Below are 25,452 nucleotides of genomic sequence, written 5' to 3'. Positions count from 1 at the left end.
TCGTGCGCTGGGCACCACCCGGGGATCGGCGGTGGCCGAGTTCGCGATGGTCGGATCGCTGGTCGTGCTGCTCTTCCTCGCCGCCTTCCAGGTGGGGTTCTCGCTCTTCGTGCGCAATACCTTGATCGCCGACGCGGCCGAGGGGGCCCGCTACGGCGCACGCGCGGACGAGTCGCCGCAGGCGGGCGCCCAGCGCGCCCGGGACCTGATCGGCTCCTCGGTCTCGACCCGGTACGCGCGGCACGTGACGGCTTCGATCGAGCAACACGATGGGGTGACGGTGATCGTCGTCCGGGTCCAGGCGCCGCTGCCGGTCGTCGGCCCGTTCGGTCCCTCGCAGACCCTGAACGTCAGCGCGCACGCGTACGAGGAGCGGCAATGATGCTGGCGCGGCTGCGAGTCCGCCTCCGTGCGCGCCTCGGTCACGGCGATCGGGGCAGTGCGGTGATCGAGTTCGTGGTGGTCGGGATCCTGATCACGATGCCGGTCTTCTACCTCGTCATCGCGCTCGCGCGGCTGCAGGCGGGCGCGTACGCCGTCACGCAGGCCGCGCGAGAGTCGACCCGTGCCTACGTCACCGCGTCGTCGGACGGTGTCGGAATGAGCCGCGCTCGCGCGGCCGCCCGGTTGGCGTTCGACGATCAGGGCTTCACCGGCCGTGGGGACGTCTCGATGAAGTGCTCGGCGCAGCCTTGCCTCACCCGTGGCGCTTCGGTGGGAGTGTCCGCTGACCTCGGGGTCGATCTGCCGTTCATCCCCAACTTCCTGCGGTCGGCAGTGCCGAGCACCGTGCACCTGCACGCACGGCACGTCGAACCTGTCGACCGCTTCGGCGCACAGGGCGGTCCGCCGTGAGACGCCCGGGTGCTGCGCTGCGCCACCGGTTGGGGGAGGAGCGCGCCGACCGAGGGCGGATCATCATCCTGTGCGCGGGGCTCTTCGCGCTTCTGGGGCTGCTGATCATGGGCGGGGTCGACGTCACGAGCATCCAACTGGCGCGGGTGCACATGCTGGATGCCGCCGACGCTGCGGCGCTCGACGCGGCGAACGCCGCAGACAAGGGGGCGATCTATCGCGGGGGAGTGGGCAGCACCGTTGCCCTGTCGAGTGATTCGGTGCAGGTGGACGCGCGACGCGAGTTGGCTGCGCAAGAACTGCCCGCGCACGTGGCCGGCTGGGCGGTCGTCGGCGGCACGGGCACCTCGGACGGGCGCACCGCGGTCGTCCGGGTGAGCGGCACGGTGCACCCGCCGCTCTTCGGTGGCCTCCTCAAAGCCGTCGGCGCTGACGTGACGATCACCGTGCAGGCCAAGGCCCGCTCCGACGTCGATCAGTGACGCTGCCGGGATCGGTCTGGAAACGGCTGCCGACCTCAGCACGTAGGCTGACCTGTTGTGGCTGTCGATTTTCCCGCTGAGTTGAAGGAACTGCGTACGACGATGGGGTCGGTGCGCGAGGTCAGCGACCTCGACAGCCTTCGTGCGCAGATCAAGGACCTGGAAGCGCAGTCCGGCGCCCCCGACCTGTGGGACGACCCCGAGCACGCCCAGGCCGTCACCTCGCGCCTGTCACGCGCCAACTCCGAGCTCGAGCGCATCGAGACCATGGACCAGCGCATCGACGACCTGGAGATCCTGGTGCAGCTCGCCCTGGAGGAGAGCGACGAGGACGCCGTGCAGGAGACCGAGCGCGAGCTGCGGTCGCTGCAGAAAGCCGTCAGCGAGCTCGAGGTCAAGACGCTGTTGTCGGGCGAATACGACCAGCGCGCCGCCGTGGTGACCATCCGCTCCGGTGCGGGCGGCGTGGATGCGGCCGACTTCGCCGAGATGCTGCTGCGCATGTACCTGCGCTGGGCCGAGCGGCACGGCTACTCCACCAAGGTGATGGACACGTCGTACGCCGAGGAGGCCGGGCTGAAGTCTGCGACCTTCGAGGTCAACGAGCCCTACGCCTACGGCAACCTCTCGGTCGAGGCCGGCACCCACCGGCTGGTGCGGATCAGCCCGTTCGACAACCAGGGACGCCGGCAGACCTCGTTCGCCGCGGTCGAGGTGGTGCCGCTGATCGAGCAGACCGACGCCATCGAGATCCCCGACAACGACCTCAAGGTCGACGTCTTCCGCAGCTCCGGCCCCGGCGGTCAGTCGGTCAACACCACCGACTCCGCGGTCCGGATGACCCACATCCCGACCGGCACGGTCGTCTCCATGCAGAACGAGAAGTCGCAGATCCAGAACCGCGCCGCCGCACTGCGGGTCATGCAGTCCCGCCTGCTGGTGCTGCGCCGGGCCGAGGAGGCCGCGGAGAAGAAGGAACTGGCCGGCGACATCAAGGCCAGTTGGGGTGACCAGATGCGCTCCTACGTGCTGCACCCCTACCAGATGGTCAAGGACCTGCGCACCGACCACGAGGTCGGCAACACCGCGGGCGTCTTCGACGGCGACATCGACGGCTTCATGGAGGCCGGGATCCGCTGGAAGCGCACCGGTGAGCGCGAGGCCGAGAACGCCGACAAGGCCTGACCCTCAGGCGCGCACCATCCGCAGCTCCACACCGTCGAGGCGCTCGTCGTGGAGCGTGACGCCGTCCAGCTCGAATCCCAGCTTGCAATAGAACGCGATCGCCCGTTCGTTGCCGGTCAGCACCCACAGGTACGCCGGTCGGTCGCCGACCGTGGCGGCGACCAGGCGCTGCGCGACTCCCGAGCCGTGATGCGCAGCCAAGACGTTCAGCGCCATGAGCTGGTACGGCTGCGGCGGGTCCTCATCGCGAGCCGGGCCTGACTGACAGAAGCCCGCGATCGATCCCGTCGTGGTCTGCCGGGCGATCCGCAACGCGTGGCCGCCGGCTTCGAGCGACCCGTTGGCGAACGCATCGATCCGGGCGCGCCAGACCTTCTCGCGGCGGCCGGCCGGGTCCATCGCGTCGAGGTAGTCCTGCGACAGCAAACCGCGGTACGCCTCCTGCCACACCCGCACGTGCAGGCGCGCCAGCTCCGCAGCGTCGGCAACGGAGGGCGGGCGCAGGTCATACGCCGCGCCGGCGTCAGTCGGCATCGGTCAGGCGCGACTCGATCCGGGCGACCTTGGCGTCGAGCTGACCGTCGTACCCGGGGCGCAGGTCGGCCTTGACCACGAGGCTCACGCGCGGACTGTGCTGGGCGACCGCGTCGCAGGCGGCCTTGATGACCGGCATGCACTGGTCCCAGTCGCCCTCGAGAGTGGTGAACATGGAGTCCAGGCGGTGCGGGACGCCGGACTCGCGGACGACGCGGATCGCGTCGGCGACCGCGGCGCTGACCGAGCCGTCCGGGTCATCGGTGGTGGACGGGGCGACGGAGAAGGCGAAGAGCATGAGCCCACGGTAGGCGGCCGGCGTACGACCGACGCGCGCACTCGGCGTGCCTGCTCGGCGGGGCGCGGCGGGCGGCATAACCTCGACCGCGGAGTGGCGCCACTCCCTCGTAGCCGAGCACCGAAGGACCACGACCCCCGCGCATGATCCGCTTCGAGAACGTCACCATGAAGTACGGCGCCAATGACGCGCCGGCTCTCGACGACGTCTCCCTGGACATCGGCCGGGGGGAGTTCGTGTTCCTGGTCGGAGCGTCCGGCTCCGGGAAGTCGACCCTGATCCAGCTGACCACCCGGGAGCTGTCCGCCACCCGCGGCAAGATCCTGGTCGCCGGGAAGGATCTGCGGGTCCTGCCCGACCGGCGGGTCCCCCTGCTGCGACGCGAGATCGGCGTGGTCTTCCAGGATTTCCGGCTCCTGGACGGCAAGACCGTCTACCAGAACGTCGCGTTCGTCCTGAAAGTGCTCGGAGCCAAGCGTCACGTCATCAAGCAGCTCGTGCCGGAGACCCTGGAGCTGGTCGGCCTGGAGGGCAAGGCCCGTCGCATGCCGCACGAACTGTCCGGTGGCGAGCAGCAGCGGGTCGCCATCGCGCGGGCCGTGGTCAAGAAGCCGCCGATCCTGCTGGCGGACGAGCCGACCGGAAACCTCGACCCCGAGATCAGCGAGGACATCGTCAAGGTGCTCGACCGCATCAACAAGACCGACACCACCGTGGTCGTCGCGACCCATGATCAGGGCATCGTCGACCGCTTCGGCAAGCGTGTCATCGAGCTGCGCGGCGGCACGATCATCCGCGACGAGCAGAACGGGCGGTACACCGAGATGCTCGCGCCGACGGCGGCGCGCCCCACCCGCCCCGCCGGGAGCCCCGGACGCCCCGTACGTGCTGGACGCACGCCGGCCGAAGACCCGACGATCACCGGCAATGCGCCGGCCGAACGCTGAGCGGCGCCGACATGCGACTGCAGTTCATGCTCGGCGAGATCGCCAGCGGGATCCGCCGCAACGCCTCGATGATGGCGTCGGTGGTGCTGGTCTCGATGATCTCGCTCTTCTTCATCGGCACCGGTCTGCTGGCGCAGCGCGAGGTCGATCTGGCCAAGGGCTACTGGTACGACAAGGTCCAGGTCTCGGTCTTCCTGTGCACCTCCCAGAGCAGCGACGTGCCCTCCTGCTCCGACGGCGCGGCGTCCCCGGCGCAGACGGCGTCGATCAAGCGTGAGCTGCTGGCCCAGCAGCCGCTCGTGGAGCAGGTCTACTACGAGTCCTCGACGCAGGCGTACAGCCGTTTCAAGACCCAGTTCGCGGCCAGCCCCTACCTGTCGCAGATCAGCCCGCAGTCGATGCCGGCCGCGTTCCGGGTCAAGCTCAGCGACCCCAAGAGGTACGGCGACGTCGCGAGCCTGGTGAGCGGCGCGAACGGCGTCGAGGCGGTGAGCGACCAGGGCAAGGTGCTGGACACCTTCTTCAAGATCCTCAACCTGCTCAGCATCGGCGCCGTCATCCTGGCGGGCCTGATGGCGGTGTGCGCGGTGCTGCTGATGACCACGACGATCCGGCAGGTGGCCTTCTCACGCCGGCGCCAGGTCGGCATCATGCGGGTCGTCGGCGCCTCGAACGCGGTGATCTACCTGCCGTTCGTGATCGAGACCCTGGTGGCGACCCTGCTCGGTGCGGCGCTGGCGATCGCCGGTCTGTGGGCGCTGATCCACTTCGGCATCAACCATCTGTTCAACCACGTCGGCAGCGGCGGCGACCTCGTGAGCCTGATCGGCACCGACGATCTGTGGGCCATCACGCCCTGGATGTTTGTCGGCACGGTGATTCTTGCGTTGTTCACGGCCTGGTTGACCCTCCGACGCCACGTCCGGGTGTAGGTATTCGCTATGTCGATCCCGGTGCGTATCGTGCGCGTCCTCGCGGGCGCCCTCGTGGCGATCAGTGCGACCACGGTGTCGGTGCGGGCGTATGCCGACGACCCCGGCACGGCGAAGAAGAAGACCGACGCCCGGATCAAGACCACGGAGGCCGATCTCGACGACATCGGTGTGGCGCTGGTGGCTGCGCAAGCCAAGCTGGACAGCACCACGAAGGCCGTCGCCGGCGCCCGTCGGCAGGTGAGCGCCAAGCAGTCGGCCCTCACCGGAGCACAGAACCACAGCACGATCGTCGCCGGCGAGCTGAGCGCAGCGCAGGCGACCGAGGGTAAGAACACCGCCGCCATCAAGGTCACGGCGGCCGCCCAGGCGCGCACCACCATCCTGGTCGGTGGCATCGCCCGGCGCAGCTATGAGGCCGGCGGTCTCGGCAACTTCGCGTTGACCCTGCAGATCCTCGGCTCCAACGGCGCGAACGGCTCGGATGTCGCCGACGAGGCGTCGATCGCCGACCTGCTGCTGCGCCAGCAGAACGGCATCCTCACCAAGTTGTCCAGCCAGCGTGCGACGCAGAAGGCACAGGGGCTGACCCTCGCGGCCACCCGTCGCCGGGTCGCCGGTCTGAAGATCCAGGCCGACAACGCCGTCATCGCCGCGACGACGGCTCGCAACGAGGCGCAGACCGCTCAGACCCGGCTCGTCGCCCTCCAGCGCACTCAGACCCTGGCCCGCAACAGCCTGTCGAAGCAGAAGACGATCGAGCTGGCGAATCTGAAGACGCAGAAGGCGGAGTCGGCTCGGCTGGGCGGCATCCTGCGGTTGAGGGCGATCGCCCTGGCCAAACTGCAGCACCGCTCCTCGTCCACCGCGACGGCCCGCCCCGCGACGTCCGCGCCTCGCGGCAACGGTTACTTCACCCCGCCGATGCCGCTGTCCAGCATCGTGTCGGTCTTCGGCATGCGGGTGAATCCGGTGCTGCACGTGCTGATGCTGCACGCCGGGGACGACTTCCCCTATGCCTGCGGCACCCCGGTGCATGCGGCGGCTCCCGGCACCGTGATCGAGGCGGCCACCGACAGCATCGCCGGCGGCCATATCGTGATCGATCACGGCTTCGTGGACGGCCAGAACCTCGCGAGCGAGTACGAGCACCTCAGCCGTTTCGTGGTCACGAGCGGACCGGTCACGCGCGGCCAGCTGATCGGCTACTCCGGTACGACGGGCCGCTCCACCGGCTGCCACCTGCACTTCGCGGTGCTCGACAACGGCACCTACGTCAACCCGATGATCTGGTTGCAGTAACCGGTTTGCCCCGCTCCGTACCATTGACGGGTGCCCAGAGAATCCGGCAAGAAGATCATTGCCAACAACAAGAAGGCGCGTCACGACTACCTCATCGAGGACACGGTCGAGGCGGGCCTCGTCCTCATGGGCACCGAGGTCAAGAGCCTGCGGATGGGCCGCGCCTCCCTCGGTGACGGCTACGCCAGCGAGCGTGACGGTGAGCTGTGGCTTGAGAACGTGCACATCCCGGAGTACCTGCAGGGCACCTGGACCAACCACTCCGCGCGCCGTCGCCGCAAGCTGCTCATGCACCGCGAGGAGATCGAGAAGCTGCTGATCAAGTCCCGCGAGAGCGGGCACACCCTGATCCCGCTGTCGCTCTACTTCGTCGACGGCAAGGTCAAGGTCGAGATCGCGCTGGCACGAGGCAAGAAGCTCTATGACAAGCGGCAGGCGCTGCGCGAGCGGCAGGACGACCGCGAGGCGCAACGCGCGATGTCGCTGCGCCGCAAGCTGTAGCGGCTACTCGCTGGTCTTGAGGGTGAGGCGCCACAGGGTCAGCCCCGCGAAGAGCGCGGTCAGCAGCAGGAGCATCGAGGCGGCGAGCGTGCCGTTGCTCAGCGTGTGCTGCCACAGCGGATCCTTGTCGTTCAACGTGAACCGGTCGAGGTCGACGGTCACCGCGGCCAGGCTGAATCCCCATCGGGCCGGCGCGAGCCAGGACACCTGCTCGAGCACGATCCGTCCCGTGACGGGGAAGAGGCCGCCGCACAGCACCAGCTGCGCCATGATCGAGACCACCAGCAGCGGCATGACCTGCTCAGAGGTGCGTACGACGCTCGACATCAGCAGCCCCAGCGCCATCGCCGACAAGGCGGTGAGCCAGCACGCGATGATCAGCTCCAGCGTGGGCGAGCCCAGCAGCACGGCACTACTCGGGGGCGCCTTGCGCGTCTCGACCAGCAGCACCAGCACGACCGCCTGCACCAGGGTCAGCAGTCCGAAGATCAGCAGTTTCGCCAGGACGTAACCGGTGCTGGACAGCCCGACGGCCTTCTCCCGCTTGAAGATCGCTCGCTCTCCGACCAGCTCCCGCACGCTCACCGCCGTACCCATGAAGACCGATCCGAGGATCAGGATCACCAGGATCTGACTGGCCTCGATGCCGGACCGGGGGATCGGCTGACCGCCCTCCAGGAACGTCGTGAACGACAGGCCGTACCTGCCGGGCACCACCGTCGTGAGCAGCGCCAACACGATCGGGAGCAGCACCATGAACGCCGCGTAGCCGCGGTCGGCCAGGATCACCCGGACGTGCCGCCGGGCCAGCGTGGACAGCTGCGAGGTGATGCTCTGCTGGCGCGGCGGCCGCTCCCGGGGTCCACCGTCGCCGCGCGGCGCACGCAACGGACCCGCCACCTGCTCGTCCTGCAGGGGCGAGGTGCGGAACCGGTGCTGGACGCCGCCCGGGTCTGCCGTGACCGCGTTGAAGACGTCGGCGTGGTCGCGGGCGCCGAAGAACGGCAGCAGCTGGTCCGGCGGACCGAAGTAGGCGACCCTGCCACCCGGTGCGAGCAGCAGCACCTTGTCGCAGACGTGCAGGTTGGCGACGCTGTGGGTGATCACCGCGACCGTCCGACCGCCGTCGGCGAGATCCCGCAGGGTCTGCATGACCTGCTTGTCCAGGCCGGGGTCCAGCCCGGACGTCGGCTCGTCCAGGAAGAGCAGGGACGGCCGGGTCAGCAGCTCCAACGCGACCGAGGTGCGCTTGCGCTGTCCGCCGGAAAGGCGGTCGACCCGGGTGTCGGCGTGCTCGGACAGCCCGAGCTCGGCCATCACCTCCTCGACGCGCTGCATCCGCAGGTGCGCGTCCAGGTCGTCGGGGAAGCGCAGCTCCGCGGCGAAGCGCAACGCCTGACGGACGGTGAGCTGGCGGTGCACCACGTCGTCCTGCGGGACCACGCCGATGCGGTGCCGTAGGTCCTGGAAGTTCTGGTAGAGGTCGCGGCTGTCGTAGTAGACCTCGCCGCTGGTCGCGGGCTGCGAGCCGGTCAGCGCCTTCAGCATCGTGGACTTGCCGGCGCCCGACGGGCCGATGATCGCCAGCAGGCTCGACCCGGGCAGCGCGAACGACACGTCGTCGAGCAGCAGCTTGCCGTCCGACAGCGCGTACGACAGGTGGTTGGCGATGAATGCGACGTCGCCCTGGTCGACGCTGGCGACCAGCTGTCCGTGGCGCACCGTGAAGCGGGAGTGCCCGACCGCGAGCAGGTCGCCCTCGCCGAGCCGTCCCACCTCGACACGCTGCCCGTTGACGTAGGTGCCGTTGCGGCTGCCGAGGTCGTGCACCTCGAACCCGCCGTCCTGCGGCACCAGCTCGGTGTGCCGCCGCGAGACCAGCAGGTCATCGAGCACGATCTGGTTCTCCAGGCCGCGCCCGATGCCGAGCACCATCGGACCCGAGGGCTGCCATCCGCCGCGGTCCGGTCTGAACTGGTCGGGCGCCGGGATGACCTGCGGCACAGAGGAACTCACGGCGGCGTACCCGCCGGGTTCGGGTCTGCGTTCGGGCATCGGACCGCTCGGCAGCTGGTAGCGGTCGAAGACGACGCCGGTATTACTGGGTGCCAGGGCGGGCGCCGGGGCAGCGGTGGGGCGGCTGCGGGGCAGCTGCCCGGCGGGGACACCGCTCGGCTGGGGAGCCGGCGCCGGGACGAACCGGACCTGCAACGTCGGTCCCTGCGCTCCGCCGAGCCGGATGACGCCCCCGGCCGGTACGACGGTCGGCCCGGTGATCCGCCGCCCGTCGATCCAGGTGCCGTTCGCGCTGCCGAGATCGCTGGCGACGACGGTGGCACCCTGACGGGTCAGCCCGACGTGCCGTCGCGAGGCGCCGGCCTCGGGGATGCTAAGTTCGCAGTCGCGCGAACGTCCCACGGTGATCGACTCCCCGGGCGCGAGCGGGCGCACCCCGCCGGGGAAGGCCAGCGTGAGATCGCCCGCGTGGCCGCGGTCGTCGTATCCGTCCATGGAGGGCGCGGCTCAGACGCTCACGAGCCAGCCGTCGCGCACCTCGAACGTCGTGGCGCCGATGCCCAACCGGTCTCCCTCGTGCAACGCCGTGCGCTCCACGCGGTGGCCGTTGACGTAGGTGCCGTTGCGGCTGCCGAGATCCTGCAGGACCAGCCCGTCGTCGTCGGCGGTGATCCGCACGTGGTGGCGCGAGACCAGCATGTCGTCCAGCACGATGGAGTTGCCGCGGCCGCGACCGATCGTGAGCGCCTCCTCGTCGTCGGAGGTGTCCGCCGGCTCGGGGTCGCGGGGTGCGGAGGGCTGCTGCGCGGGCACGGGTGCGGGGACCGGTTCAGGGAAGGCGACCGGAGCAGGCGGCTCCTGACGTGCCGGCGCGGGGGCCGGTGCAGGTTCGGGCGCGGCCTGCTTCTCCGGCGACGGGGCGGGCGCCACGGCCGGGGCCGCCACCGGCGGGTGGATCGAGGACTCGGTCACGGGCGCGGGCGGCACGAAGACCTCACGCGGCTGCGGCGCGTCGAACGGGTGCGGTCCGGACCACCCGCGCGGCGCGGACGGGGAGGTCGTGCGATGCCACACGATGGGTGCGGGCTGCGCCGGACCCGTCGGCCGGCCGGTGTCGCCCTGCTCGCCGTAGTGCTGGCGGGCGGGGGAGTCGCCACCTCGGGCCTGTGGGTCGCCGTACGGCGGCCGCTCGCCACCTGCGTGCTCGCCGAAGTCCTGCCGGGCGGCACCGGTGCCGCCGTTCTCCGGCGGCCGGTAGGGGTCGTGCGGGTGGCTCATGGCGTCTCCACGTTTCGAAAAAGGCTCGGTGTCAGGCGTCAGGTGCTGCGAGTCTGGTCACATCGGGCCCCACACTAATGCTGCACGATGCGTGATCACGGCACTCCGGACTACCTTGGAGGAATGCAGGCTTCGCTGGCACCCCAGGCAACCCGGCGACACCGCGTCGTCATCGTCGGTTCGGGCTTCGGTGGTCTCTTCGCCGCACGGGCCCTCAAGCGTGCCGACGTCGACGTCACGTTGATCTCCGGCACGACGCACCACCTCTTCCAGCCGCTGCTCTACCAGGTCGCGACCGGGATCCTGTCCGAGGGCCTGATCGCCCCCTCGACCCGCGAGGTGCTGGCCCGGCAGAAGAACGCGCAGGTGTTCTTCGGTCATGTCACGGGCATCGACGTCGACAAGCACCAGGTGGTCACCGACGCGCTCGACCAGCGGCACGTCTACGAGTACGACAGCCTCATCGTCGCGGCGGGTGCCGGTCAGTCCTACTTCGGCAACGACCAGTTCGCGCGGTTCGCCCCGGGGATGAAGAGCATCGACGACGCCCTGGAGCTGCGGGGGCGGATCTTCGGCTCCTTCGAACTGGCGGAGATGGCCGCGGCGTCCGGTCGCACCGACGACGTGACCCGGCTGATGACGTTCGTGGTGGTCGGCGCCGGGGCCACCGGGGTCGAGATGGCCGGCCAGATCGCCGAGCTGTCGAAGCGGACCCTGTCGCACGACTTCCGGGCCATCAAGTCCCAGCACGCGCACATCGTGCTGCTCGACGCGATGGACAAGGTGCTCCCGCCGTACGGCGACCGCCTCGGCGGGAAGGCCAAGCGCCGCCTCGAGAAGCTCGGGGTCACCGTCACGCTCGGCGCGAAGGTCGTCGACGTCGACGCCGAGGGCATCGAGTACGAGTCGCACGACGGCACCCGGCACCGCATCGAAGCGCTGTGCAAGGTCTGGGCAGCGGGGGTGTCCGCCAGCCCGCTCGGCCGGATGCTGGCGGAGAAGACCGGCGCACAGGTCGACCGCAACGGGCGGGTGCACGTCGAGAAGGACCTGACGCTGCCCGGCCACCCGGAGATCTTCCTGGTCGGCGACATGATCGCGCTGGACAATCTGCCCGGTGTCGCACAGGTCGCGATCCAGGGCGGCAAGTACGCGGCGAAGCGGATCAAGGCGCGGCTCGCGGGTACCCCCGACGACAAGCCGTTCCACTACTTCGACAAGGGTTCGATGGCGACCGTCTCGCGGTTCAGCGCCGTCGCCAAGATCGGCAAGGTCGAGGTCTCCGGTTTCGTGGCCTGGGTCATGTGGCTGGGGGTGCACCTCGTCTACATCATCGGATTCAAGAGTCAGATCGGCACGTTCTTCCACTGGGTGGTGTCCTTCCTCGGCCGGGGCCGCGGTGAGCGCACCTCGACCGAGCAGCAGATCTACGCCCGGGTCGCCATACAGAGGCTGGGCGAAGACTTCACCCCGTCCATCACCAACAGCGACGGGGACCTGGATCGCACGCGCGCGGTCGCCATCGACCGACTGGCCGGAGAGACCGGCTGACGGGAGCGGCGCACCCGCCTCCCTAGGGTGGGGTGCATGCCGCTGGACTATCAGGTCGAGACCTGCACGCTGCCCAACGGGTTGCGGGTGGTCGTCGCGCCGGACCACAACGTGCCCACCGTCGCGGTCAACCTGTGGGTCGCCGTCGGGTCACGCCACGAGGCGGTCGGCCGTACCGGGTTCGCGCACCTCTTCGAGCACCTGATGTTCCAGGGGTCGCGCAACGTCGCCGAGGGCGAGCACTTTTCCCGGCTGCAGGCCGCGGGTGCCCGACTCAACGCGACCACCTGGTTCGACCGCACCAACTACTTCGAGGTGGTGCCGACCGGCGCGCTCGACCTCGCGCTGTGGATGGAGGCCGACCGGCACGGCCACCTGCTCGATGCGGTCAACCAGGCCAACCTGGACAACCAGCGCGACGTGGTCAAGGAGGAGAAGCGCCAGCGCTACGACAACCGGCCCTACGGCAAAGCGCTGCCCGACATCTACGCCGCCGTCTTCCCCGAAGGGCACCCCTACCACCACAGCACCATCGGGTCCATGGAGGATCTGGACGCGGCGTCCCTGGAGGACGTGCGCTCGTTCTTCGCGGCCCACTACCGCCCCAGCAACACTGTCCTCACGTTGTGCGGCGACGTGAGCGTCGAGGCCGGATTCGACGCCGCTGCAAGGTATTTCGGTGACCTGCCGACCGTGCAACGCCCGCCGGTGCCGCCGACCGCGCCGCTGCCCCCGCTGACCACGCCGGTACGGGTGGAGCGCGTCGAGGACGTGCCGAGCGACCGGGTCTACATCGCCTTCCGGCTGCCCGGTGACCGCACCGACGACTACCTCGCCTGCGAACTCGCGATGGACCTGCTCGCAGGAATGGCCACGTCGCGGCTCTACCGCCGCGTCGTACGCCGGGAGCGCCTGGCAGACCACGTCTTCCGCAGCGCGTTCGGTCTCGCCGGCGGGGTCTCGCTCGGCATGCTCGGCGCCGACGTCGCGCAGGGACACTCCGTGGCCGAGTTGGAGACCGCCGTGCACGAGGAGCTCATGACGCTGGCCGCATCACCGCCGACGGAGGAGGAGATGCAGGTGCTGCGCGCGGGCGCGACCCGCGACGTGCTGCAGGCCTTCGCCAGCACCCAGGAGCGGGCCGATTTCATCAGCCAGTACACCCTCCTGCACGACGACCCGACCTACGTGAACACCCATCTGGAGGAGCTGCTCGCCGTGACGCCAGAGCAGATCCAGCAGGCCGCGGCGCGGTACCTGCAGCCGGACAACACCGCCACGGTCGTCTACCGCAGGACCGACAGCGCGAAGGACGACGCATGACCAGCCTCGAACGCCCGCAGGTCCGACCGCCCGCCGCGTGGTCGTTCCGCGAACCCGTCGACACCACGCTGCGCAACGGCATCCCGCTGTCGGTCTTCCATCGACCGGGACAGCACGTGGCCTCGGTCCAGGTGGTCATCCCGCTGCCCGCGACCCTGGAGCCGACGGACCGCGAGGGGCTCGCCACCATCGTGTCGCGGACCATGGACGAGGGCACCCGGTCGCACACCGCGGACGAGTTCGCGGGCCTGCTCGAGGGCAGCGGCATCGCACTCGCGGCGAGCCAGACGCTGCTCGGCCTGACCGTGCAGCTGGAGGTCGCGACGGGTGCGCTGCGCCCTGCACTGGACCTGGCCCGGGAGTGCCTGAGCGAGCCGGCCTTCCCCGAGGAGGAGGTCAGTCGCCATGTCGCGCAACGTCTTTCCGACATCGAGCATGAGCTGGCCGACCCGGGGTCACGGGCTGCACTGGAGTGGATCGACGCCTACTACGACCCGACCGCGCGGGCCAGCCGCCCGGTCGCCGGGCGCACCGCGACGGTGCGCGCGATCGACGCCGCCGCCTGCCGCGACTTCCACGCCGCGCACGTGACCGCCGATGGCGCCCGGGTGCTGGTGGCGGGCGACCTGGACGCCGCCGAGGTGCACGCCGCCGTTGACGCGACGCTGGGCACGTGGTCCACGACGGGCACGGGGTCGGCCGGCTCCGGTGTGCTGGACCTGCCGCGTGCCGGCGGTGACCGCGTGGTCTTCGTGCACCGGCCCGGATCGGTGCAGACCCAGGTGCAGCTCGGGTGGGGCGGTCCGTCGCGGCGGGTCGACGGCGGATGGGCGCCGTACCCGGTGCTGGCCTACCTGGTCGGCGGCTCACCCGGAGCGCGGATCGACCGGGTGCTGCGCGAGGACAAGGGCTACACCTACGGATTCGGCGCCGGTTTCCGGCCCCGCGGTGCCAGCGGCACCTTCGTGGCGGGCGGCTCCGTGCGTGGCGACGTGACCGCCCCCGCCGTGGAGCTGCTGTGGGAGGTGCTGGACGGCGTCGCCGACGGCTTCACCCAGGAGGAGTTGCGCTCCGGCGTGGACTACGTCGGGATGACGGCGCCGGGGCGGTACGCCACGGCGGACGCGGTCGCCGACGAGGCGGCGGCCCTCGCGCTGGACGGGCTCGACACCGGTTTCGTCACCGACTACCTGCGCGACCTTCGTGGACTGACCGCCGAGGACCTGGCGCAGGCGTGGACGCGATGGGGCAGGCAGCCTCGCACGCTGGTGCTGGTCGGGGACGCCGAGGCTCACGCGGACGCCGTACGCGCTCTCGGGCGCGGCGACGTCACCGTCGTCTGAGCGGCTCAGTCGACGTCGATCACGGCGGCGTAGGTGCCGATGCCGACCAGTGCGTCGCCGCGGGCCGAGCCGTCCGGGTAGTGGATCGTCTCCAGCAGACCGGTGCCCGGGTCGAAGTCGACGTCCTTGACCTCGCCGAGGTCGTCGCCGCGGGTGCTGAGCACCCGCTTGCCCATGAGCTGGTAGTCCTTGTCCGACAGTTCCTTCATCGGCCCGTCCGCCTCGGACAGCACCCCGACGTCGGCCACCGTAACCGCGTCGTCGCCGAAGCCGGTCACGTCGCTCCAGGTGAGGATCTCCCCGTGCTTGTCGGTCTTGCGCAGCACCAGCGCGGCGATCCTGCGCTGCGGGACGTCGATCACGAAGCGGGAGACCTTGCCCACCGTCTCCGCGGTGGCCAGACTCACGACCTTGCGTCCGGTCGCCTTCTTGAAACGCATCAGCGGTCCGCCTTCAACTGGGCCCGGAACTGCTTGACGGCCGCGCCGAAACCGGCGAGGTCGTGTCCGACGAAGTCCTTCGCGCTCGCCGGCACGATGAGGTGCTCGCCGGAGACGGAGATGGTGTCCGGCAACGGGATCAGCACGTCGGTGCCACTGCTGCCCAGCGCCTCGGACGCCTCGATCTCGTAGCCGACCACGTCGCACTGGCCCGAACCGCCCTGCGACACCTCGATGATCACGTCGACGACCTTGCCGAGGTCGACGCCCGCGTCGGTGAGCACCTGCGAACCCAGCACGTTGCCGCCGGACCCTCCGCTCGACGCGGACCTGTCGAGGACGGCCTCGGTCGATTCGAGCGCGTCCTCATCGGCGATCATCACCGCGTCGGCACCGAGGGAGGCCACCGAGGTCCACGCCAGGGCCTTCTTCAACGGCCCGGCGAACAGTCCGCGTCCCGCGAGGGTGAAGCCGCCGACCTGACCGCCGCCCGCGGCGTACACGACGTCCTTGATCTGAGCGACGTCCTCACCGCCCATCGTGACCACCGGTCGTTTGGCGAGCTTGGAGGTGCGCATCAGGCGGGTCATCGCCCACCACCGCCCTTGGTGCGCGGCGAGCCGGCCGGATCGACGATCACGCCGCCGCGCCGTCGTCGTGCCTGCACGGCGAGGACGGCCCCCACGAGCAACAGGACGATCACCACGATCACGATCAACCAGACCCACCAGCTCATCGCGGAACCTCCATGTTGTCAGCCACATTCGTCAAACGATGCTCCCGACCCTAGTCCACCCCCGGGGTGCAACATGGCGGGCATGACCGACACCCCGGCACGATGGACGGCGGCGAGCGTCTATCCCGACATGTGGACCGACCCGGACCAGGACCCGCGCAACAGCGACGGCGTGAGCCCTGACGGTGAGCTCGCGACGCTGCAGGACTACCTACGGGATCACCGCTGGACCCTGCGGATGAAATGCGAAGGCCTGAATCCCGAGCAACTGGCGCGGCGTTCGGTGCCGCCGTCCACCATGTCGCTGCTCGGGCTGCTGCGCCATCTGGCCGAGGTCGAGCGCGACTGGCGCAACTGGATCAGCGTCGGCGAACGACTCCCCGGCCTCTACGGCGGCGACGACGGTGACTTCGACGGAGCGGTCGGCGAGCAGCCGGTCGTCGACGCCGCCTACGCCGACCCGGCCCGCGAGCAGGCCGCGACCGACGGGACGCTCGCCGAGCACACCGACCTGGGTGAGCGGCTGGGCGCGGACGGCATCGCGGTGCGCGAACTGCTCGTGCACCGCACCGAGGAGTACGCCCGGCACTGCGGGCACGCCGATCTGCTCAGGGAGTGCATCGACGGCCGGGTGGGGCAGTGAAGACCTCCGTCAGGAGGCGAAGGCCTCTGTCAGCACGTCCAGGCCCTCACCCAGCAACTCGTCGGAGATCACCAGCGGCGGGAGCAGCCGGATCACGTTGCCGTAGGTGCCGCAGGTGAGGATGACGACGCCCTGCTCGTGGCACTTCTTCGCCACGGCGGCGGTGCGCGCGGCGTCCGGCTCCTTCGTGCCCGGCTTGACGATCTCGATGGCCAGCATCGCGCCCCGGCCACGGATGTCGCCGATCTCCGGCGTCGTCTCGGCGAGGGTGCGCAGCCGAGCCTTGACCAGGTCCTCGATGTGCGTGGCGCGCTCGAGCAGGCCGTCGGCGGCCATGGTCTCGATGGCGCCGAGTGCCGCAGCGCAGGCGACGGGGTTGCCGCCGTACGTGCCGCCGAGGCCGCCCACGTGCACGGCGTCCATCAGCTCGGCCCGACCGGTGACCGCGGCGAGCGGCAGCCCGCCGGCGATGCCCTTGGCCGTGGTGACCAGGTCCGGTACGACGCCCTCGTGATCGCTGGCGAACCAGGAGCCGGTGCGCGCGAAGCCGCTCTGCACCTCATCGGCGATGAAGACGATGCCGTTGGCCGTGCACCAGTTCGCCATCGCGGACAGGAAGCCGGGCGCGGGGACGATGAAACCGCCCTCGCCCTGGATCGGTTCGATGATGACGGCGGCGATCTGGTCGGCGCCGATGGTCTTCTCCGCGGCGGCGATCGCGCGCTGCGCGGCCTGCTCGCCCGTCATGCCGTCGGGGTCGCGGAACGGGTAGGACGTCGGCACTCGGTAGATGTCGGAGGCGAAGGGGCCGAAGCCCAGCTTGTAGGGCATCGCCTTCGCGGTCAGGGCCATCGTCAGGTTGGTACGCCCGTGGTAGGCGTGGTCGACCGCGACCACCGCGGTGCGGCCGGTGGCGTAGCGCGCGACTTTGATCGCGTTCTCGACGGCCTCGGCGCCGGAGTTGAAGAGCGCCGACTTCTTGGCGTGGTCGCCGGGAGTCAGCTCTGCCAGCTTCTCCGCGACGGCGACGTACTCCTCGTACGGGCTGATCATGAAGCAGGTGTGCGTGAAGTCGGCGACCTGCTCCTGGACGCCGGCGACGACGCGGGCGTCGGAGTTACCGACGCTCGTCACCGCGATGCCCGACCCGAGGTCGATGAGGGTGTTGCCGTCGACGTCCTCGATGACCCCGCCGCCCGCACGGGCGACGTAGACGGGCATCGTCGAGGCGACACCGGACGCGACGACCGCCGCCCGACGCTCGGCCAGGGCTCGTGACTTGGGTCCGGGCAGCTCGGTGCGCAGCTCGCGCCGCTGGGCCAGCTCGGTGTGCTCGACGACGGACATGGGTACTCCTTCAGGACGGCTTCGGAACGACGACGACATCGTCCCGGTAGAAGTGTGCCACCGCGATCATTCGATATCGAAACGCAGATCAGCTGAGGCGCGCGAGCACCTCGTCGTGCAGCAATCCGTTGGTGGCCACGGCGTTGCCGCTCCAACAACCGTCGCGCCCGTCGAGGCCGGTGAAGCGCCCGCCGGCCTCGGTGACGATGGGCACCAGCGCGGCCATGTCGTAGTCCTCCAGGTCCGGCTCGGCGGCGATGTCGACCGCGCCCTCGGCCACCAGCATGTAGGACCAGAAGTCGCCGTACGCGCGGGTGCGCCAGCACTCGTCCATCAGCGTGACGACGGCGTCCAGACGGTGCCGCTCGCGCCAGCCGCTGAGGCTGGAGTAGGAGAAGGACGCGTCGGAAAGCTTCGAGACACCCGACACGGCAATGGGTTTCGCGCTGGACAGGGAACGCCCGGTCCAGGCTCCGGTGCCGCGCCCGGCCCACCAGCGCCGCCCGAGCGCGGGCGCGGAGACGAGTCCGACGACCGGTTCGCCGGCATCGATGAGCCCGATGAGGGTCGCCCAGACGGGCACGCCGCGTACGAAGTTCTTGGTGCCGTCGATGGGGTCGATGACCCACTGGCGCTGGCCGGTGCCGGTGACGCCGAACTCCTCGCCCTTCACGCTGTCGCGGGGGCGGGCGCGGGAGAGCTGGGCGCGGATGGTGCGCTCGGCGGAGAGGTCGGCCTCGGTGACCGGCGTGAGATCGGGCTTGGTCGAGACCGACAGATCGTCGGCGCGGAAGCGTCCTGTCGTGGTGGGCTCGACCGCGTCGGCGAGGACGTGCGCGATCCGCACGTCGTCGTCGTAGACGCGGTCGCCGGGTGGAATCATCCCGAGACCGTATCCGCGGAGGCCGCTCGATCGCGCGCCATCCCGATGCGCAGTACGTCGTGCAGATCCTTCGCGAGCTCGTGCGCGTCGACGAGGGTGCGGCTGACCGGAGGCAGTTTGGACAGGATGCGCTGTAGCCGAGCGGCCATCGCGTCCGCGTGCAGGGTCGCCGGCGGATTGACCGTCCAGCAGGCCGCAAGGACGGTGTACGACAGCTTGTTGAGGGCCGCTTCCAGCTCGCCCCAGCTGCCGAGAGTGAGGGGCAGGTCCACCTGGGCGATCTGCAGCACCTGCGCGCACTGCAACTGCTCGAAGGACAGGTCACGGCGCGCCTCGAAGCCTGCCGGCGTCGACTGCTCGCCGTCCGCCAGCATCACCAGCACCCGTTCGAGCGCGCGCAGCGCACGGCGGTACTGGCGTCGGACGAGGATGACCGGGGTGCCCCGGCTGCTCACCCAGATGACGATCAACGACGAGGCCGCGCCCACGGCCGTGTCGAGGATGCGCAGCCCGGCGATGTGCCCGACCGGCTGGTAGGGGTTGTCCGCGGTGGAGATGAGCAGCGCCATCGGCGTGATGAAGATGCCGCCGAGCGCGTAGTTGCGCACCACGACCATCTGCATCAGGAAGACCAGCAGCAGCGCGACGCCGAGTAGCAGCACGCCGCTTACGTGCAGCGCGTGCAGCGCGAAGAAGACCAGCACCCCGGCGAGGGTCCCTGCGAGCCGGTGCAGCGCGCGGTGGGTCAGCGACAGGCGGTCGGCCCCCACGGTGATGATCAGCGCGGTGGTGAGCACGGCCCAGTACGGATGCCCGAGGTGCAGCCCGTACGACACGGCACAGGTGAGCAGCACCGCGGCCGCGAGCCGGCGGGCGGCGAGCCAGGGCAGCGACCGCTGGGACAGGCCCCAGCGCAGCAGGTAGGCGAACGACGGCGACCCCAGGTACCGCTGGCCCTCCATCTTGTCCGCAGCGACCGGCGCGGCGTGCAGCCCGGCCAGCGAGATGCGGCGGACCAGGTCGGCGTGCAACTGCCGCAGCCGCAGGTTGTCCCGGGACCAGCGGCGGCTGCGCGGCTTCGACCCGACGGCCGCCTCCAGCACGGTGCTGGCGCGGAAGACGGCGGCGTACGCCCGGTCGCGCAGCAGACCACGCTCGGCGGGATCACCCTGGTCGGGGACCGTCTCGGTGTAGGCGTGCACGGCCTGCTGGGCGTCGTCGACGGCGTCGTGGACAGTCGTGTCCCGCCTGGCGATCTGGATCAGCAGCGATACGGCGCAGGCGCTCCCGGTGCCCAGGGCGTTGATCTCGATCACCGTGTGGACAGGGACGTGCACGGTCGGCAGGTAGGACGCGATGGCCGCGCCCATGATCAGGAACATTGGTCCGGGCTGCTCGTTGACCAGTGCGTTGTAGGCCAGCACGACGACCAGCGAGATCAGGACCAGCACGATGGTGAGCAGCCACGGGCGCGACCCGGTGAGCGCCCCGAGGGTCACCGACGCGAGGTATCCGACGTACATCGTCGACAGGATGATCAGCCGCTCACGCCAGGGCCGGGAGCGTGCGATGGTCGCGAGGAACGCGCCGGTGAGACCAATGATCGCCAGTGACGGGGAGAGCACCAGGCTGATGACCGTGAGCGAGACGGCGGCCAGGAACGTCGCCTCGAGGGCGAACTTCCAGCGACCGGGCTCGACCGATTTGATCTCGGTGAAGGTGAGCACCTGCCGGCTGACGGTCTCCGGCACACCCCAGGTCGCCACGGTCAGTCCCCGGCGGGGTCGGACGCGAGGGGTGGTGCACCGGGTTCGTCCGGCATGGAGCTGTGCTCGTCGGAGGTGCCGGCACGCGAGCGCAGCAGCCTGCGCAGCGACTCCAGCCGCGACGGGCCCGCCGGGCCGGCGTTGCCGTTCGCGACCCACGCGTCCAGCCCGCACTCCGGCTCGTCGTGGGTGCAACCGCGCGGGCACTCGTCCGTGCCCGCGGCCAGGTCGGGGAAGTGGTCGATGATCCGGTCCAGGTCGACGTGCGCCAGGCCGAAGGACCGCACGCCTGGGGTGTCGATGACCCAGCCGCCGTCGGCGAGCGGGAGTGCCACTGCCGAGGTGGAGGTGTGCCGTCCCCGGCCGGTCACGGCGTTGACGATGCCGATCGCCCGACCGGCGTGCGGCACGAGCGCGTTGACGAGGGTGGACTTGCCGACACCGGAGTGTCCGACGAGCACGGTCATCCGGTCCTGCAGGCGGGCGCGCAGGTCGGCCAGCCCGTCGGTTCCGTCGCCCTCCTCGGTGCCGCTCACGGACGTCGTCACGACGTACGGCACGTCGAGGGAGACATAGTCCTGCAGGAACTGGGTCGGGTCGCGCAGGTCGGACTTGGTGAGGACCAGCAGCGGGTCCATCCCCGCGTCGTACGCCGCGACGAGGCATCGGTCGACCATCCGCGGCCGCGGCTCCGGATCGGCCAGCGCGGTCACGATCGCGAGCTGGTCGGCGTTGGCCACGATGACCCGCTCGATCTTGTCCGAGTCGTCCTCTGCGGTACGGCGCAGCAGGCTCGTCCGCGGCTCGATGCGCACGATCCGGGCCAGGCTGCCTGCATCGCCGGTGGTGTCGCCCACCAGGCCCACCCGGTCGCCCACGACCACGCTCTTGCGGCCGAGCTCGCGGGCGCGCATCGCGATCACCGGCCGGTCCTGCACCAGGCAGGTCCATCGTCCGCGGTCGACCCCGATGACCAGGCCGATGACAGCGTCGGCATGCGCCGGACGCTCCTTGGTGCGCGGCCGCGAGCCGCGACGCCCCGGGCGCACCCGGACGTCGCTCTCGTCGTACTCGCGCTGTCTGCTCACCGGGTGCCGACCCGGTCCGCGCCACGCAGCATCGAGTCCCACAACGTCGTGAAGGTGGGCAGGGTCTTGGCCACGGTGCCGATGTCCTGGACCACCAGTCCCGGCACCCGGAGACCGAGGACGGCGCCGGCCATCGCCATCCGGTGGTCGGCGTACGTCAGGAAGACGTCGGGCGACAACGCTCGCGGACGCACGATCAGGCCGTCGTCGGTCTCGGTGACCTCGCTGCCGAGGCGGCTCAGCTCGGTGGCCAGTGCCGCGAGCCGGTCGGTCTCGTGGCCGCGCAGGTGAGCGATGCCGTGCAGGTGCGACGGGGCGTCCGCCATCGCGGCCAGCGCGGCGATGACCGGGGTGAGTTCGCCGACGTCGTGCAGGTCGACGTCGAGAGAGCCGATCTGGCCGTCGCCGCGCACCGACAGGCCGTCACGGTCCAGGCGCACCTCGGCGCCCATCATGTCCAGGATGTCGCGGATCTGGTCGCCGGCCTGGGTCGTCGTGTGCGGCCAGGCAGGCACCCGCACCTCGCCGCCGGCGACCAACGCCGCGGCGAGGAACGGTGCCGCGTTGGACAGGTCGGGCTCCACGTCGACGTCGAGCGCGAAGATATCCGACGGCTCGACCCGCCACTGGTTCGCGTCGCTGTCGTCGACGATGACGCCGGCGTCGCGCAGCACCTCCACCGTCATCTCGATGTGCGGCAGCGACGGCACCGGCTTCCCGTCGTGCACGACGGTCACCCCGTCGTCGTACCGGGCACCGGCCAGCAGCAACGCCGACACGAACTGGGAGGAACCGGAAGCGTCCAGATGCACGGTGCCGCCCGCCACCCGTCCCGACCCCTCGATCGAGAACGGCAGCCCGTCGCCCTCGACGGGCACGCCGAGCGCTCGCAGCGCGTCCAGCACCGGACCCATCGGCCGGCGCCGTGCACCCTCGTCACCGTCGAAGTCCACCCTCCCGCGCGCCAGGGCGGCCACGGGTGGCAGGAACCGCATCACGGTGCCCGCCAGGCCGCAGTCGATCTGCGCGGGCCCCTGCAGCGGCGCGGGATCGATCCGCAGCGTCTCGGCGTCCTCATGAGCGATGCGGGTGCCGAGCGCACGCAGCGCGTCGGCCATCAGGAGCGTGTCGCGCGACTCCAGCGGCAGCCGCAACCGCGAGGTGTCGGCAGCGAGCGCGGCGAGCACCAGGTACCTGTTGGTGAGGGATTTGCTGCCGGGCACCGTGATGTCGGCATCGATCGGGCCGGCCGCGTGCGGCGCCTGCCAGTCGTGCGGATCCAGGGGAGGGTTGCTCATCGGGACCTACGGTATCGGCGCGCGGCCTACGCTCGCCCCCATGTGTGGACGGTACGCCGCGACGTTCAACCCCGACGATCTGGTCGACCAGATGGAGATCGAGTTGGACCGGACGGCCGACGCGACGCGCTCGGTCCTGGTCAACCCGCAGGAACCGCCCGCCGGGGCGCCCGACTGGAACATGGCGCCGACCAAGCAGGCACCGGTCGTACTCACCCGGCCGGATCGCTCGGAGAAGGGCTCCGGCGAGGAAGAGGCGGTCCGCCAGTTGCGCCTGCTCACCTGGGGGCTGGTGCCGAGCTGGGCCAAGGACACCAAGGTCGGCATCCGGATGATCAACGCCCGCGCCGAGACCCTGCTCGACAAGGGCGCGTTCGCCAAGGCGGCCGTCGCGCGGCGGTGCCTCGTCCCGGCCGCCGGGTGGTACGAGTGGCAGGTCAGCCCGACCGCGACCACCAAGGGCGGCAAGCCGCGCAAGCAGCCCTTCTTCGTGCACCGCGCGGACGAGGACCTGCTGGCCTTCGCCGGGGTGTACGAGTTCTGGCGGGACCGCAGCCTGGCCGAGGACGACCCCTCCGCGTGGGTGGCGTCGTTCTCGATCATCACCACCGGCGCCGAGGAGGGTCTGGACCGCATTCACGAGCGGCAGCCGTTCGTGCTCGACCGCGACGTGTGGCAGGAGTGGCTGGATCCGGCCCAGCGGGACCCGGACTTCGTGCGCGCGACACTGGCGGATCACGACCCCGGCCGGTTCGAGGGGTGGCCGGTGGGTGCGGCGGTCAGCTCGGGTCGCAACAACGGCGCCCACCTGCTCGACCCCGCGCCCGAGAGCGAGCTGGTCGGTGTCGTGGACCCCAGCACCGGCCAGGTGCTCGGCCCCGTCGAGGACCGAGCATGACGCTGTCGGTGAGGGAGATCGACACCCCGCAGGGGCCTGCGCGGGTGCACGTCGAACGCCCGGCTCGGGGGAGGTCTCTGCGCGGCTCGCTGGTGTTGTCGCACGGCGCGGGCGGGGGAGTGCAGGCGGGCGACCTGGTCGCGCTGCGGGCGCTGGTGGACGACGGATGGACGTACGTGCGGGTGGAGCAGCCGTGGCGGGTGGCCGGTGGGCGCGTCGCGACGCCACCGCGAACGCTGGACGCCGCGTGGGTGCCCGTCCTCGCCGCGTTGTGCCGTGGCCGGTGGGCGCTGACCCGGCCCCTGGTCGTCGGCGGGCGGTCCGCCGGCGCACGGGTCGCGTGCCGCACGGCCACCGGGGTCGGCGCGGACGCCGTCCTCGCCCTGTCCTTCCCACTTGTGCCGCCGTCGGGCGGGCCGAGCCGGGACCACGAGGCCCGGCTGGTGCTGGACGCCGGGCTGCCGCTGGCCGTCGTACAGGGTCTGCGCGATCCCTTCGGCACCCCCGATGACGTACGCCGCGCGTTGGGTGAGGCGGCCTCGGTGTACGCCGTCCGCGGTGACCACAGTCTCGGCAGACACCCGCAGGATGTGCTCGTCGCGGCCGACCAATGGCTGAGCACCCTGACGCAGTAGCGTCGAACGCATGGCACTTCGTATCGGGTACAAGGCATCGGCCGAGCAGTTCGGCCCCACCGAGCTGGTGGACCTGGCAGTGGCGGCGGAGGCTGCGGGCCTGGACAGCGCGTTCGCGTCCGACCACTTCCAGCCCTGGCGTCACGAGGGCGGCCACGCCCCGCACGCGCTGACCTGGATGGCGGCCGCGGGGGCGCGCACCGAGCGCATCGTGCTCGGCACCTCCGTGCTCACCCCGAGCTTCCGCTACAACCCGGCCGTGCTGGCCCAGACGTTCGCCACCATGGGGTGCCTCTACCCGGGTCGGGTGATCCTCGGCGTCGGCAGCGGGGAGGCACTGAACGAGGTCGCCGTCGGACTGGACGGCTGGCCGGACTTCAAGGAGCGCTTCGCCCGGCTGCGGGAGTCGGTGCGGTTGATGCGCCAGCTGTGGACCAAGGACCGGGTCACCTTCGAAGGGGACTACTACCGCACCAGCGACGCCACGATCTACGACCGCCCGGACACTCCCATCCCCGTGTACGTCGCGGCGGGCGGACCCACCATGGCCAAGTACGCCGGCCGGATGGGCGACGGCGTGATCGTGACCTCGGGCAAGGGTCGTGAGCTCTACGAGGACAAGCTGGTGCCCGCCATCCGGGAGGGGATGTCGCTCGCCCACAAGGAGCCCGGGGACACCGAGCAGCTGCTCGAGGTGAAGATCTCCTACGACCGCGCCCCGGAGAAGGCGCTGGAGAACACCCGGTTCTGGGCTCCGCTCGCCCTGACGGCCGAGCAGAAGAACTCGCTGCACGACCCGATCGAGATGGAGCGCGCGGCCGACGAGCTGCCGATCGAGCAGATCGCCAGCCGCTGGATCGTCGCGTCGGACCCGCAGACGGTGCTCGACGGGATCGCGCCGTACGCCGAGCTGGGCTTCACCCACTTCGTCGTGCACGCACCGGGGTCGGACCAGCGCCGGTTCCTGTCCCAGTTCGCCGAGGACGTGCTGCCGGCGCTGCGTGAACTGTGACCCGCGGGGAATGTGACGCGACGTGACCCTGTTGGAACGAGGGTCATAGTCCGTCGTTCCCCTCGTGAGGAGACAGCGTGTTCGCCCTGTCAGAAGCGCCGGCCGGCGAGGTCCAGCGCCCGGGTGCCCGTCCGCGCGGTGTCGCCCTCCCGGAGGCCC

At 70.6% G+C, this 25,452-nt stretch carries 27 protein-coding genes; 15 read left to right on the top strand and 12 right to left on the bottom strand.

All coding sequences use genetic code 11. From position 1 onward, the window contains the following. Positions 1–31 precede the first annotated feature (31 nt). Genes JOB34_RS02955 through prfB form a run of 4 tightly spaced genes read left to right on the top strand, consistent with a single transcriptional unit; the run spans position 32 to position 2,522 of the window. On the top strand, positions 32–382 hold the full coding sequence (locus tag JOB34_RS02955) for a TadE family protein (RefSeq protein ID WP_347813693.1): 351 nt from the start codon (positions 32–34) through the stop codon (positions 380–382). After that, positions 379–855, top strand: a complete 477-nt coding sequence (locus JOB34_RS02950) for a pilus assembly protein (protein WP_208051316.1) — start codon at positions 379–381, stop codon at positions 853–855. The genes JOB34_RS02955 and JOB34_RS02950 overlap by 4 nt, the downstream gene beginning before the upstream one ends. Then, positions 852–1,337 (top strand): pilus assembly protein TadG-related protein, encoded by a 486-nt coding sequence (locus JOB34_RS02945; protein ID WP_208051315.1) that lies wholly within the window; start codon positions 852–854, stop codon positions 1,335–1,337. Before JOB34_RS02950 ends, JOB34_RS02945 begins: the two co-directional genes overlap by 4 nt. A gap of 57 nt (positions 1,338–1,394) precedes the next feature. Beyond that, positions 1,395–2,522, top strand: a complete 1,128-nt coding sequence (prfB, locus tag JOB34_RS02940; protein WP_208051314.1) for a peptide chain release factor 2 — start codon at positions 1,395–1,397, stop codon at positions 2,520–2,522. 3 nt (positions 2,523–2,525) lie between these two features. Here prfB and JOB34_RS02935 read toward each other — a convergent pair whose 3' ends face one another. Beyond that, complete coding sequence (locus JOB34_RS02935) at positions 2,526–3,056, bottom strand: GNAT family N-acetyltransferase (RefSeq protein ID WP_208051313.1); 531 nt, start codon at positions 3,054–3,056, stop codon at positions 2,526–2,528. Continuing rightward, positions 3,046–3,354 carry a thiamine-binding protein gene (locus JOB34_RS02930; RefSeq protein WP_208051312.1) on the bottom strand — a complete coding sequence of 103 codons (309 nt, stop codon included), beginning with the start codon at positions 3,352–3,354 and terminating at the stop codon, positions 3,046–3,048. The genes JOB34_RS02935 and JOB34_RS02930 overlap by 11 nt, the downstream gene beginning before the upstream one ends. Before the next feature lie 143 nt (positions 3,355–3,497). Between JOB34_RS02930 and ftsE the strand changes: the two genes are divergently transcribed. Genes ftsE through smpB form a run of 4 tightly spaced genes read left to right on the top strand, consistent with a single transcriptional unit; the run spans position 3,498 to position 7,036 of the window. Beyond that, the gene (gene ftsE, locus JOB34_RS02925) at positions 3,498–4,301 is read left to right on the top strand and encodes a cell division ATP-binding protein FtsE (RefSeq protein WP_208051311.1); all 804 of its coding nucleotides are present in this window, start codon (positions 3,498–3,500) and stop codon (positions 4,299–4,301) included. An 11-nt stretch (positions 4,302–4,312) separates the two neighbouring features. Further along, complete coding sequence (gene ftsX / locus JOB34_RS02920) at positions 4,313–5,233, top strand: permease-like cell division protein FtsX (RefSeq protein ID WP_208051310.1); 921 nt, start codon at positions 4,313–4,315, stop codon at positions 5,231–5,233. Positions 5,234–5,242: 9 nt separating this feature from the next. Beyond that, the gene (locus JOB34_RS02915; protein ID WP_208051309.1) at positions 5,243–6,535 is read left to right on the top strand and encodes a M23 family metallopeptidase; all 1,293 of its coding nucleotides are present in this window, start codon (positions 5,243–5,245) and stop codon (positions 6,533–6,535) included. 30 nt (positions 6,536–6,565) lie between these two features. Beyond that, the gene (gene smpB / locus JOB34_RS02910; protein WP_179479408.1) at positions 6,566–7,036 is read left to right on the top strand and encodes an SsrA-binding protein SmpB; all 471 of its coding nucleotides are present in this window, start codon (positions 6,566–6,568) and stop codon (positions 7,034–7,036) included. Positions 7,037–7,039: 3 nt separating this feature from the next. Here smpB and JOB34_RS02905 read toward each other — a convergent pair whose 3' ends face one another. Together JOB34_RS02905 and JOB34_RS02900 are read right to left on the bottom strand one after the other, a co-directional pair. Continuing rightward, complete coding sequence (locus JOB34_RS02905; RefSeq protein WP_208051308.1) at positions 7,040–9,547, bottom strand: ATP-binding cassette domain-containing protein; 2,508 nt, start codon at positions 9,545–9,547, stop codon at positions 7,040–7,042. Positions 9,548–9,559: 12 nt separating this feature from the next. After that, entirely contained in the window at positions 9,560–10,330 is a 771-nt protein-coding gene (locus JOB34_RS02900) for an FHA domain-containing protein (RefSeq protein WP_208051307.1), read from the bottom strand. Between the two features lie 123 nt (positions 10,331–10,453). Between JOB34_RS02900 and JOB34_RS02895 the strand changes: the two genes are divergently transcribed. The 3 genes from JOB34_RS02895 to JOB34_RS02885 are packed head-to-tail and all read left to right on the top strand — an operon-like array spanning position 10,454 to position 14,547. After that, complete coding sequence (locus JOB34_RS02895; RefSeq protein ID WP_208051306.1) at positions 10,454–11,881, top strand: NAD(P)/FAD-dependent oxidoreductase; 1,428 nt, start codon at positions 10,454–10,456, stop codon at positions 11,879–11,881. A gap of 36 nt (positions 11,882–11,917) precedes the next feature. Next, entirely contained in the window at positions 11,918–13,204 is a 1,287-nt protein-coding gene (locus tag JOB34_RS02890; RefSeq protein ID WP_208051305.1) for a pitrilysin family protein, read from the top strand. Continuing rightward, positions 13,201–14,547: a pitrilysin family protein gene (locus JOB34_RS02885; protein WP_208051304.1), complete on the top strand. Its 1,347-nt coding sequence runs from the start codon at positions 13,201–13,203 to the stop codon at positions 14,545–14,547. Before JOB34_RS02890 ends, JOB34_RS02885 begins: the two co-directional genes overlap by 4 nt. Positions 14,548–14,552: 5 nt before the next feature. On the opposite strand, the gene JOB34_RS02880 is transcribed toward JOB34_RS02885, so the two are convergent. From JOB34_RS02880 to JOB34_RS02870, 3 genes are read right to left on the bottom strand one after another with little or no spacing between them, the layout of a single operon-like run. Beyond that, complete coding sequence (locus JOB34_RS02880) at positions 14,553–14,987, bottom strand: PRC-barrel domain-containing protein (RefSeq protein WP_208051303.1); 435 nt, start codon at positions 14,985–14,987, stop codon at positions 14,553–14,555. Continuing rightward, positions 14,987–15,577: a PRC-barrel domain-containing protein gene (locus JOB34_RS02875; RefSeq protein WP_208051302.1), complete on the bottom strand. Its 591-nt coding sequence runs from the start codon at positions 15,575–15,577 to the stop codon at positions 14,987–14,989. Before JOB34_RS02875 ends, JOB34_RS02880 begins: the two co-directional genes overlap by 1 nt. Beyond that, positions 15,574–15,723 (bottom strand): hypothetical protein, encoded by a 150-nt coding sequence (locus tag JOB34_RS02870; protein ID WP_179479424.1) that lies wholly within the window; start codon positions 15,721–15,723, stop codon positions 15,574–15,576. Before JOB34_RS02870 ends, JOB34_RS02875 begins: the two co-directional genes overlap by 4 nt. A gap of 82 nt (positions 15,724–15,805) precedes the next feature. Here JOB34_RS02870 and JOB34_RS02865 point away from each other — a divergent pair, with 82 nt between their 5' ends. Further along, positions 15,806–16,366 (top strand): DUF664 domain-containing protein, encoded by a 561-nt coding sequence (locus tag JOB34_RS02865; RefSeq protein ID WP_208051301.1) that lies wholly within the window; start codon positions 15,806–15,808, stop codon positions 16,364–16,366. Positions 16,367–16,375: 9 nt separating this feature from the next. Here the strand turns inward: JOB34_RS02865 and gabT are convergent, their stop codons facing one another. The 5 genes from gabT to aroA all read right to left on the bottom strand — a co-directional run bounded on the left by gabT (position 16,376) and on the right by aroA (position 22,748). Then, on the bottom strand, positions 16,376–17,713 hold the full coding sequence (gabT, locus tag JOB34_RS02860; RefSeq protein ID WP_208051300.1) for a 4-aminobutyrate--2-oxoglutarate transaminase: 1,338 nt from the start codon (positions 17,711–17,713) through the stop codon (positions 16,376–16,378). An 88-nt stretch (positions 17,714–17,801) separates the two neighbouring features. Further along, the gene (hisN, locus tag JOB34_RS02855; protein ID WP_208051299.1) at positions 17,802–18,596 is read right to left on the bottom strand and encodes a histidinol-phosphatase; all 795 of its coding nucleotides are present in this window, start codon (positions 18,594–18,596) and stop codon (positions 17,802–17,804) included. Next, a complete protein-coding gene (locus JOB34_RS18010; RefSeq protein ID WP_208051298.1) occupies positions 18,593–20,362 on the bottom strand; it encodes an FUSC family protein in 1,770 nt (589 codons plus the stop codon). Before JOB34_RS18010 ends, hisN begins: the two co-directional genes overlap by 4 nt. Positions 20,363–20,364: 2 nt before the next feature. After that, complete coding sequence (gene rsgA, locus JOB34_RS02845; RefSeq protein WP_208051297.1) at positions 20,365–21,450, bottom strand: ribosome small subunit-dependent GTPase A; 1,086 nt, start codon at positions 21,448–21,450, stop codon at positions 20,365–20,367. Continuing rightward, complete coding sequence (aroA, locus tag JOB34_RS02840) at positions 21,447–22,748, bottom strand: 3-phosphoshikimate 1-carboxyvinyltransferase (protein WP_208051296.1); 1,302 nt, start codon at positions 22,746–22,748, stop codon at positions 21,447–21,449. The genes rsgA and aroA overlap by 4 nt, the downstream gene beginning before the upstream one ends. Before the next feature lie 40 nt (positions 22,749–22,788). On the opposite strand from aroA, the gene JOB34_RS02835 reads away from it, so the two are divergent. The 3 genes from JOB34_RS02835 to fgd are packed head-to-tail and all read left to right on the top strand — an operon-like array spanning position 22,789 to position 25,293. After that, on the top strand, positions 22,789–23,646 hold the full coding sequence (locus JOB34_RS02835; RefSeq protein WP_208051295.1) for an SOS response-associated peptidase: 858 nt from the start codon (positions 22,789–22,791) through the stop codon (positions 23,644–23,646). After that, positions 23,643–24,281 carry an alpha/beta family hydrolase gene (locus JOB34_RS02830; RefSeq protein ID WP_243757525.1) on the top strand — a complete coding sequence of 213 codons (639 nt, stop codon included), beginning with the start codon at positions 23,643–23,645 and terminating at the stop codon, positions 24,279–24,281. Before JOB34_RS02835 ends, JOB34_RS02830 begins: the two co-directional genes overlap by 4 nt. A 10-nt stretch (positions 24,282–24,291) precedes the next feature. Beyond that, on the top strand, positions 24,292–25,293 hold the full coding sequence (gene fgd / locus JOB34_RS02825) for a glucose-6-phosphate dehydrogenase (coenzyme-F420) (RefSeq protein WP_208051294.1): 1,002 nt from the start codon (positions 24,292–24,294) through the stop codon (positions 25,291–25,293). Positions 25,294–25,452 lie beyond the last annotated feature (159 nt).

The sequence above is a fragment of the Allobranchiibius sp. GilTou38 genome (genome assembly GCF_017565325.1).
Classification (GTDB): Bacteria; Actinomycetota; Actinomycetes; order Actinomycetales; family Dermatophilaceae; genus Allobranchiibius; species Allobranchiibius huperziae.
Note: the sequence above shows the minus strand (reverse complement) of the source record. Positions and strands in the feature narration are given on the sequence as shown.

Bases quoted from the DNA above. Each gene is read 5' to 3' on its own strand.
- JOB34_RS02930 (WP_208051312.1), bottom strand. From the start codon at position 3,354: ATGCTCTTCGCCTTCTCCGTCGCCCCGTCCACCACCGATGACCCGGAC.
- JOB34_RS02915 (WP_208051309.1), top strand. From the start codon at position 5,243: ATGTCGATCCCGGTGCGTATCGTGCGCGTCCTCGCGGGCGCCCTCGTG.
- JOB34_RS02875 (WP_208051302.1), bottom strand. From the start codon at position 15,577: ATGACCCGCCTGATGCGCACCTCCAAGCTCGCCAAACGACCGGTGGTC.
- JOB34_RS02885 (WP_208051304.1), top strand. From the start codon at position 13,201: ATGACCAGCCTCGAACGCCCGCAGGTCCGACCGCCCGCCGCGTGGTCG.
- JOB34_RS02895 (WP_208051306.1), top strand. From the start codon at position 10,454: ATGCAGGCTTCGCTGGCACCCCAGGCAACCCGGCGACACCGCGTCGTC.
- JOB34_RS02830 (WP_243757525.1), top strand. From the start codon at position 23,643: ATGACGCTGTCGGTGAGGGAGATCGACACCCCGCAGGGGCCTGCGCGG.
- JOB34_RS02835 (WP_208051295.1), top strand. From the start codon at position 22,789: ATGTGTGGACGGTACGCCGCGACGTTCAACCCCGACGATCTGGTCGAC.
- fgd (WP_208051294.1), top strand. From the start codon at position 24,292: ATGGCACTTCGTATCGGGTACAAGGCATCGGCCGAGCAGTTCGGCCCC.
- ftsE (WP_208051311.1), top strand. From the start codon at position 3,498: ATGATCCGCTTCGAGAACGTCACCATGAAGTACGGCGCCAATGACGCG.
- JOB34_RS02880 (WP_208051303.1), bottom strand. From the start codon at position 14,987: ATGCGTTTCAAGAAGGCGACCGGACGCAAGGTCGTGAGTCTGGCCACC.
- JOB34_RS02865 (WP_208051301.1), top strand. From the start codon at position 15,806: ATGACCGACACCCCGGCACGATGGACGGCGGCGAGCGTCTATCCCGAC.
- JOB34_RS02935 (WP_208051313.1), bottom strand. From the start codon at position 3,056: ATGCCGACTGACGCCGGCGCGGCGTATGACCTGCGCCCGCCCTCCGTT.
- gabT (WP_208051300.1), bottom strand. From the start codon at position 17,713: ATGTCCGTCGTCGAGCACACCGAGCTGGCCCAGCGGCGCGAGCTGCGC.
- JOB34_RS02905 (WP_208051308.1), bottom strand. From the start codon at position 9,547: ATGGACGGATACGACGACCGCGGCCACGCGGGCGATCTCACGCTGGCC.
- JOB34_RS02890 (WP_208051305.1), top strand. From the start codon at position 11,918: ATGCCGCTGGACTATCAGGTCGAGACCTGCACGCTGCCCAACGGGTTG.
- ftsX (WP_208051310.1), top strand. From the start codon at position 4,313: ATGCGACTGCAGTTCATGCTCGGCGAGATCGCCAGCGGGATCCGCCGC.
- JOB34_RS02900 (WP_208051307.1), bottom strand. From the start codon at position 10,330: ATGAGCCACCCGCACGACCCCTACCGGCCGCCGGAGAACGGCGGCACC.
- JOB34_RS02950 (WP_208051316.1), top strand. From the start codon at position 379: ATGATGCTGGCGCGGCTGCGAGTCCGCCTCCGTGCGCGCCTCGGTCAC.
- hisN (WP_208051299.1), bottom strand. From the start codon at position 18,596: ATGATTCCACCCGGCGACCGCGTCTACGACGACGACGTGCGGATCGCG.
- aroA (WP_208051296.1), bottom strand. From the start codon at position 22,748: ATGAGCAACCCTCCCCTGGATCCGCACGACTGGCAGGCGCCGCACGCG.
- JOB34_RS02870 (WP_179479424.1), bottom strand. From the start codon at position 15,723: ATGAGCTGGTGGGTCTGGTTGATCGTGATCGTGGTGATCGTCCTGTTG.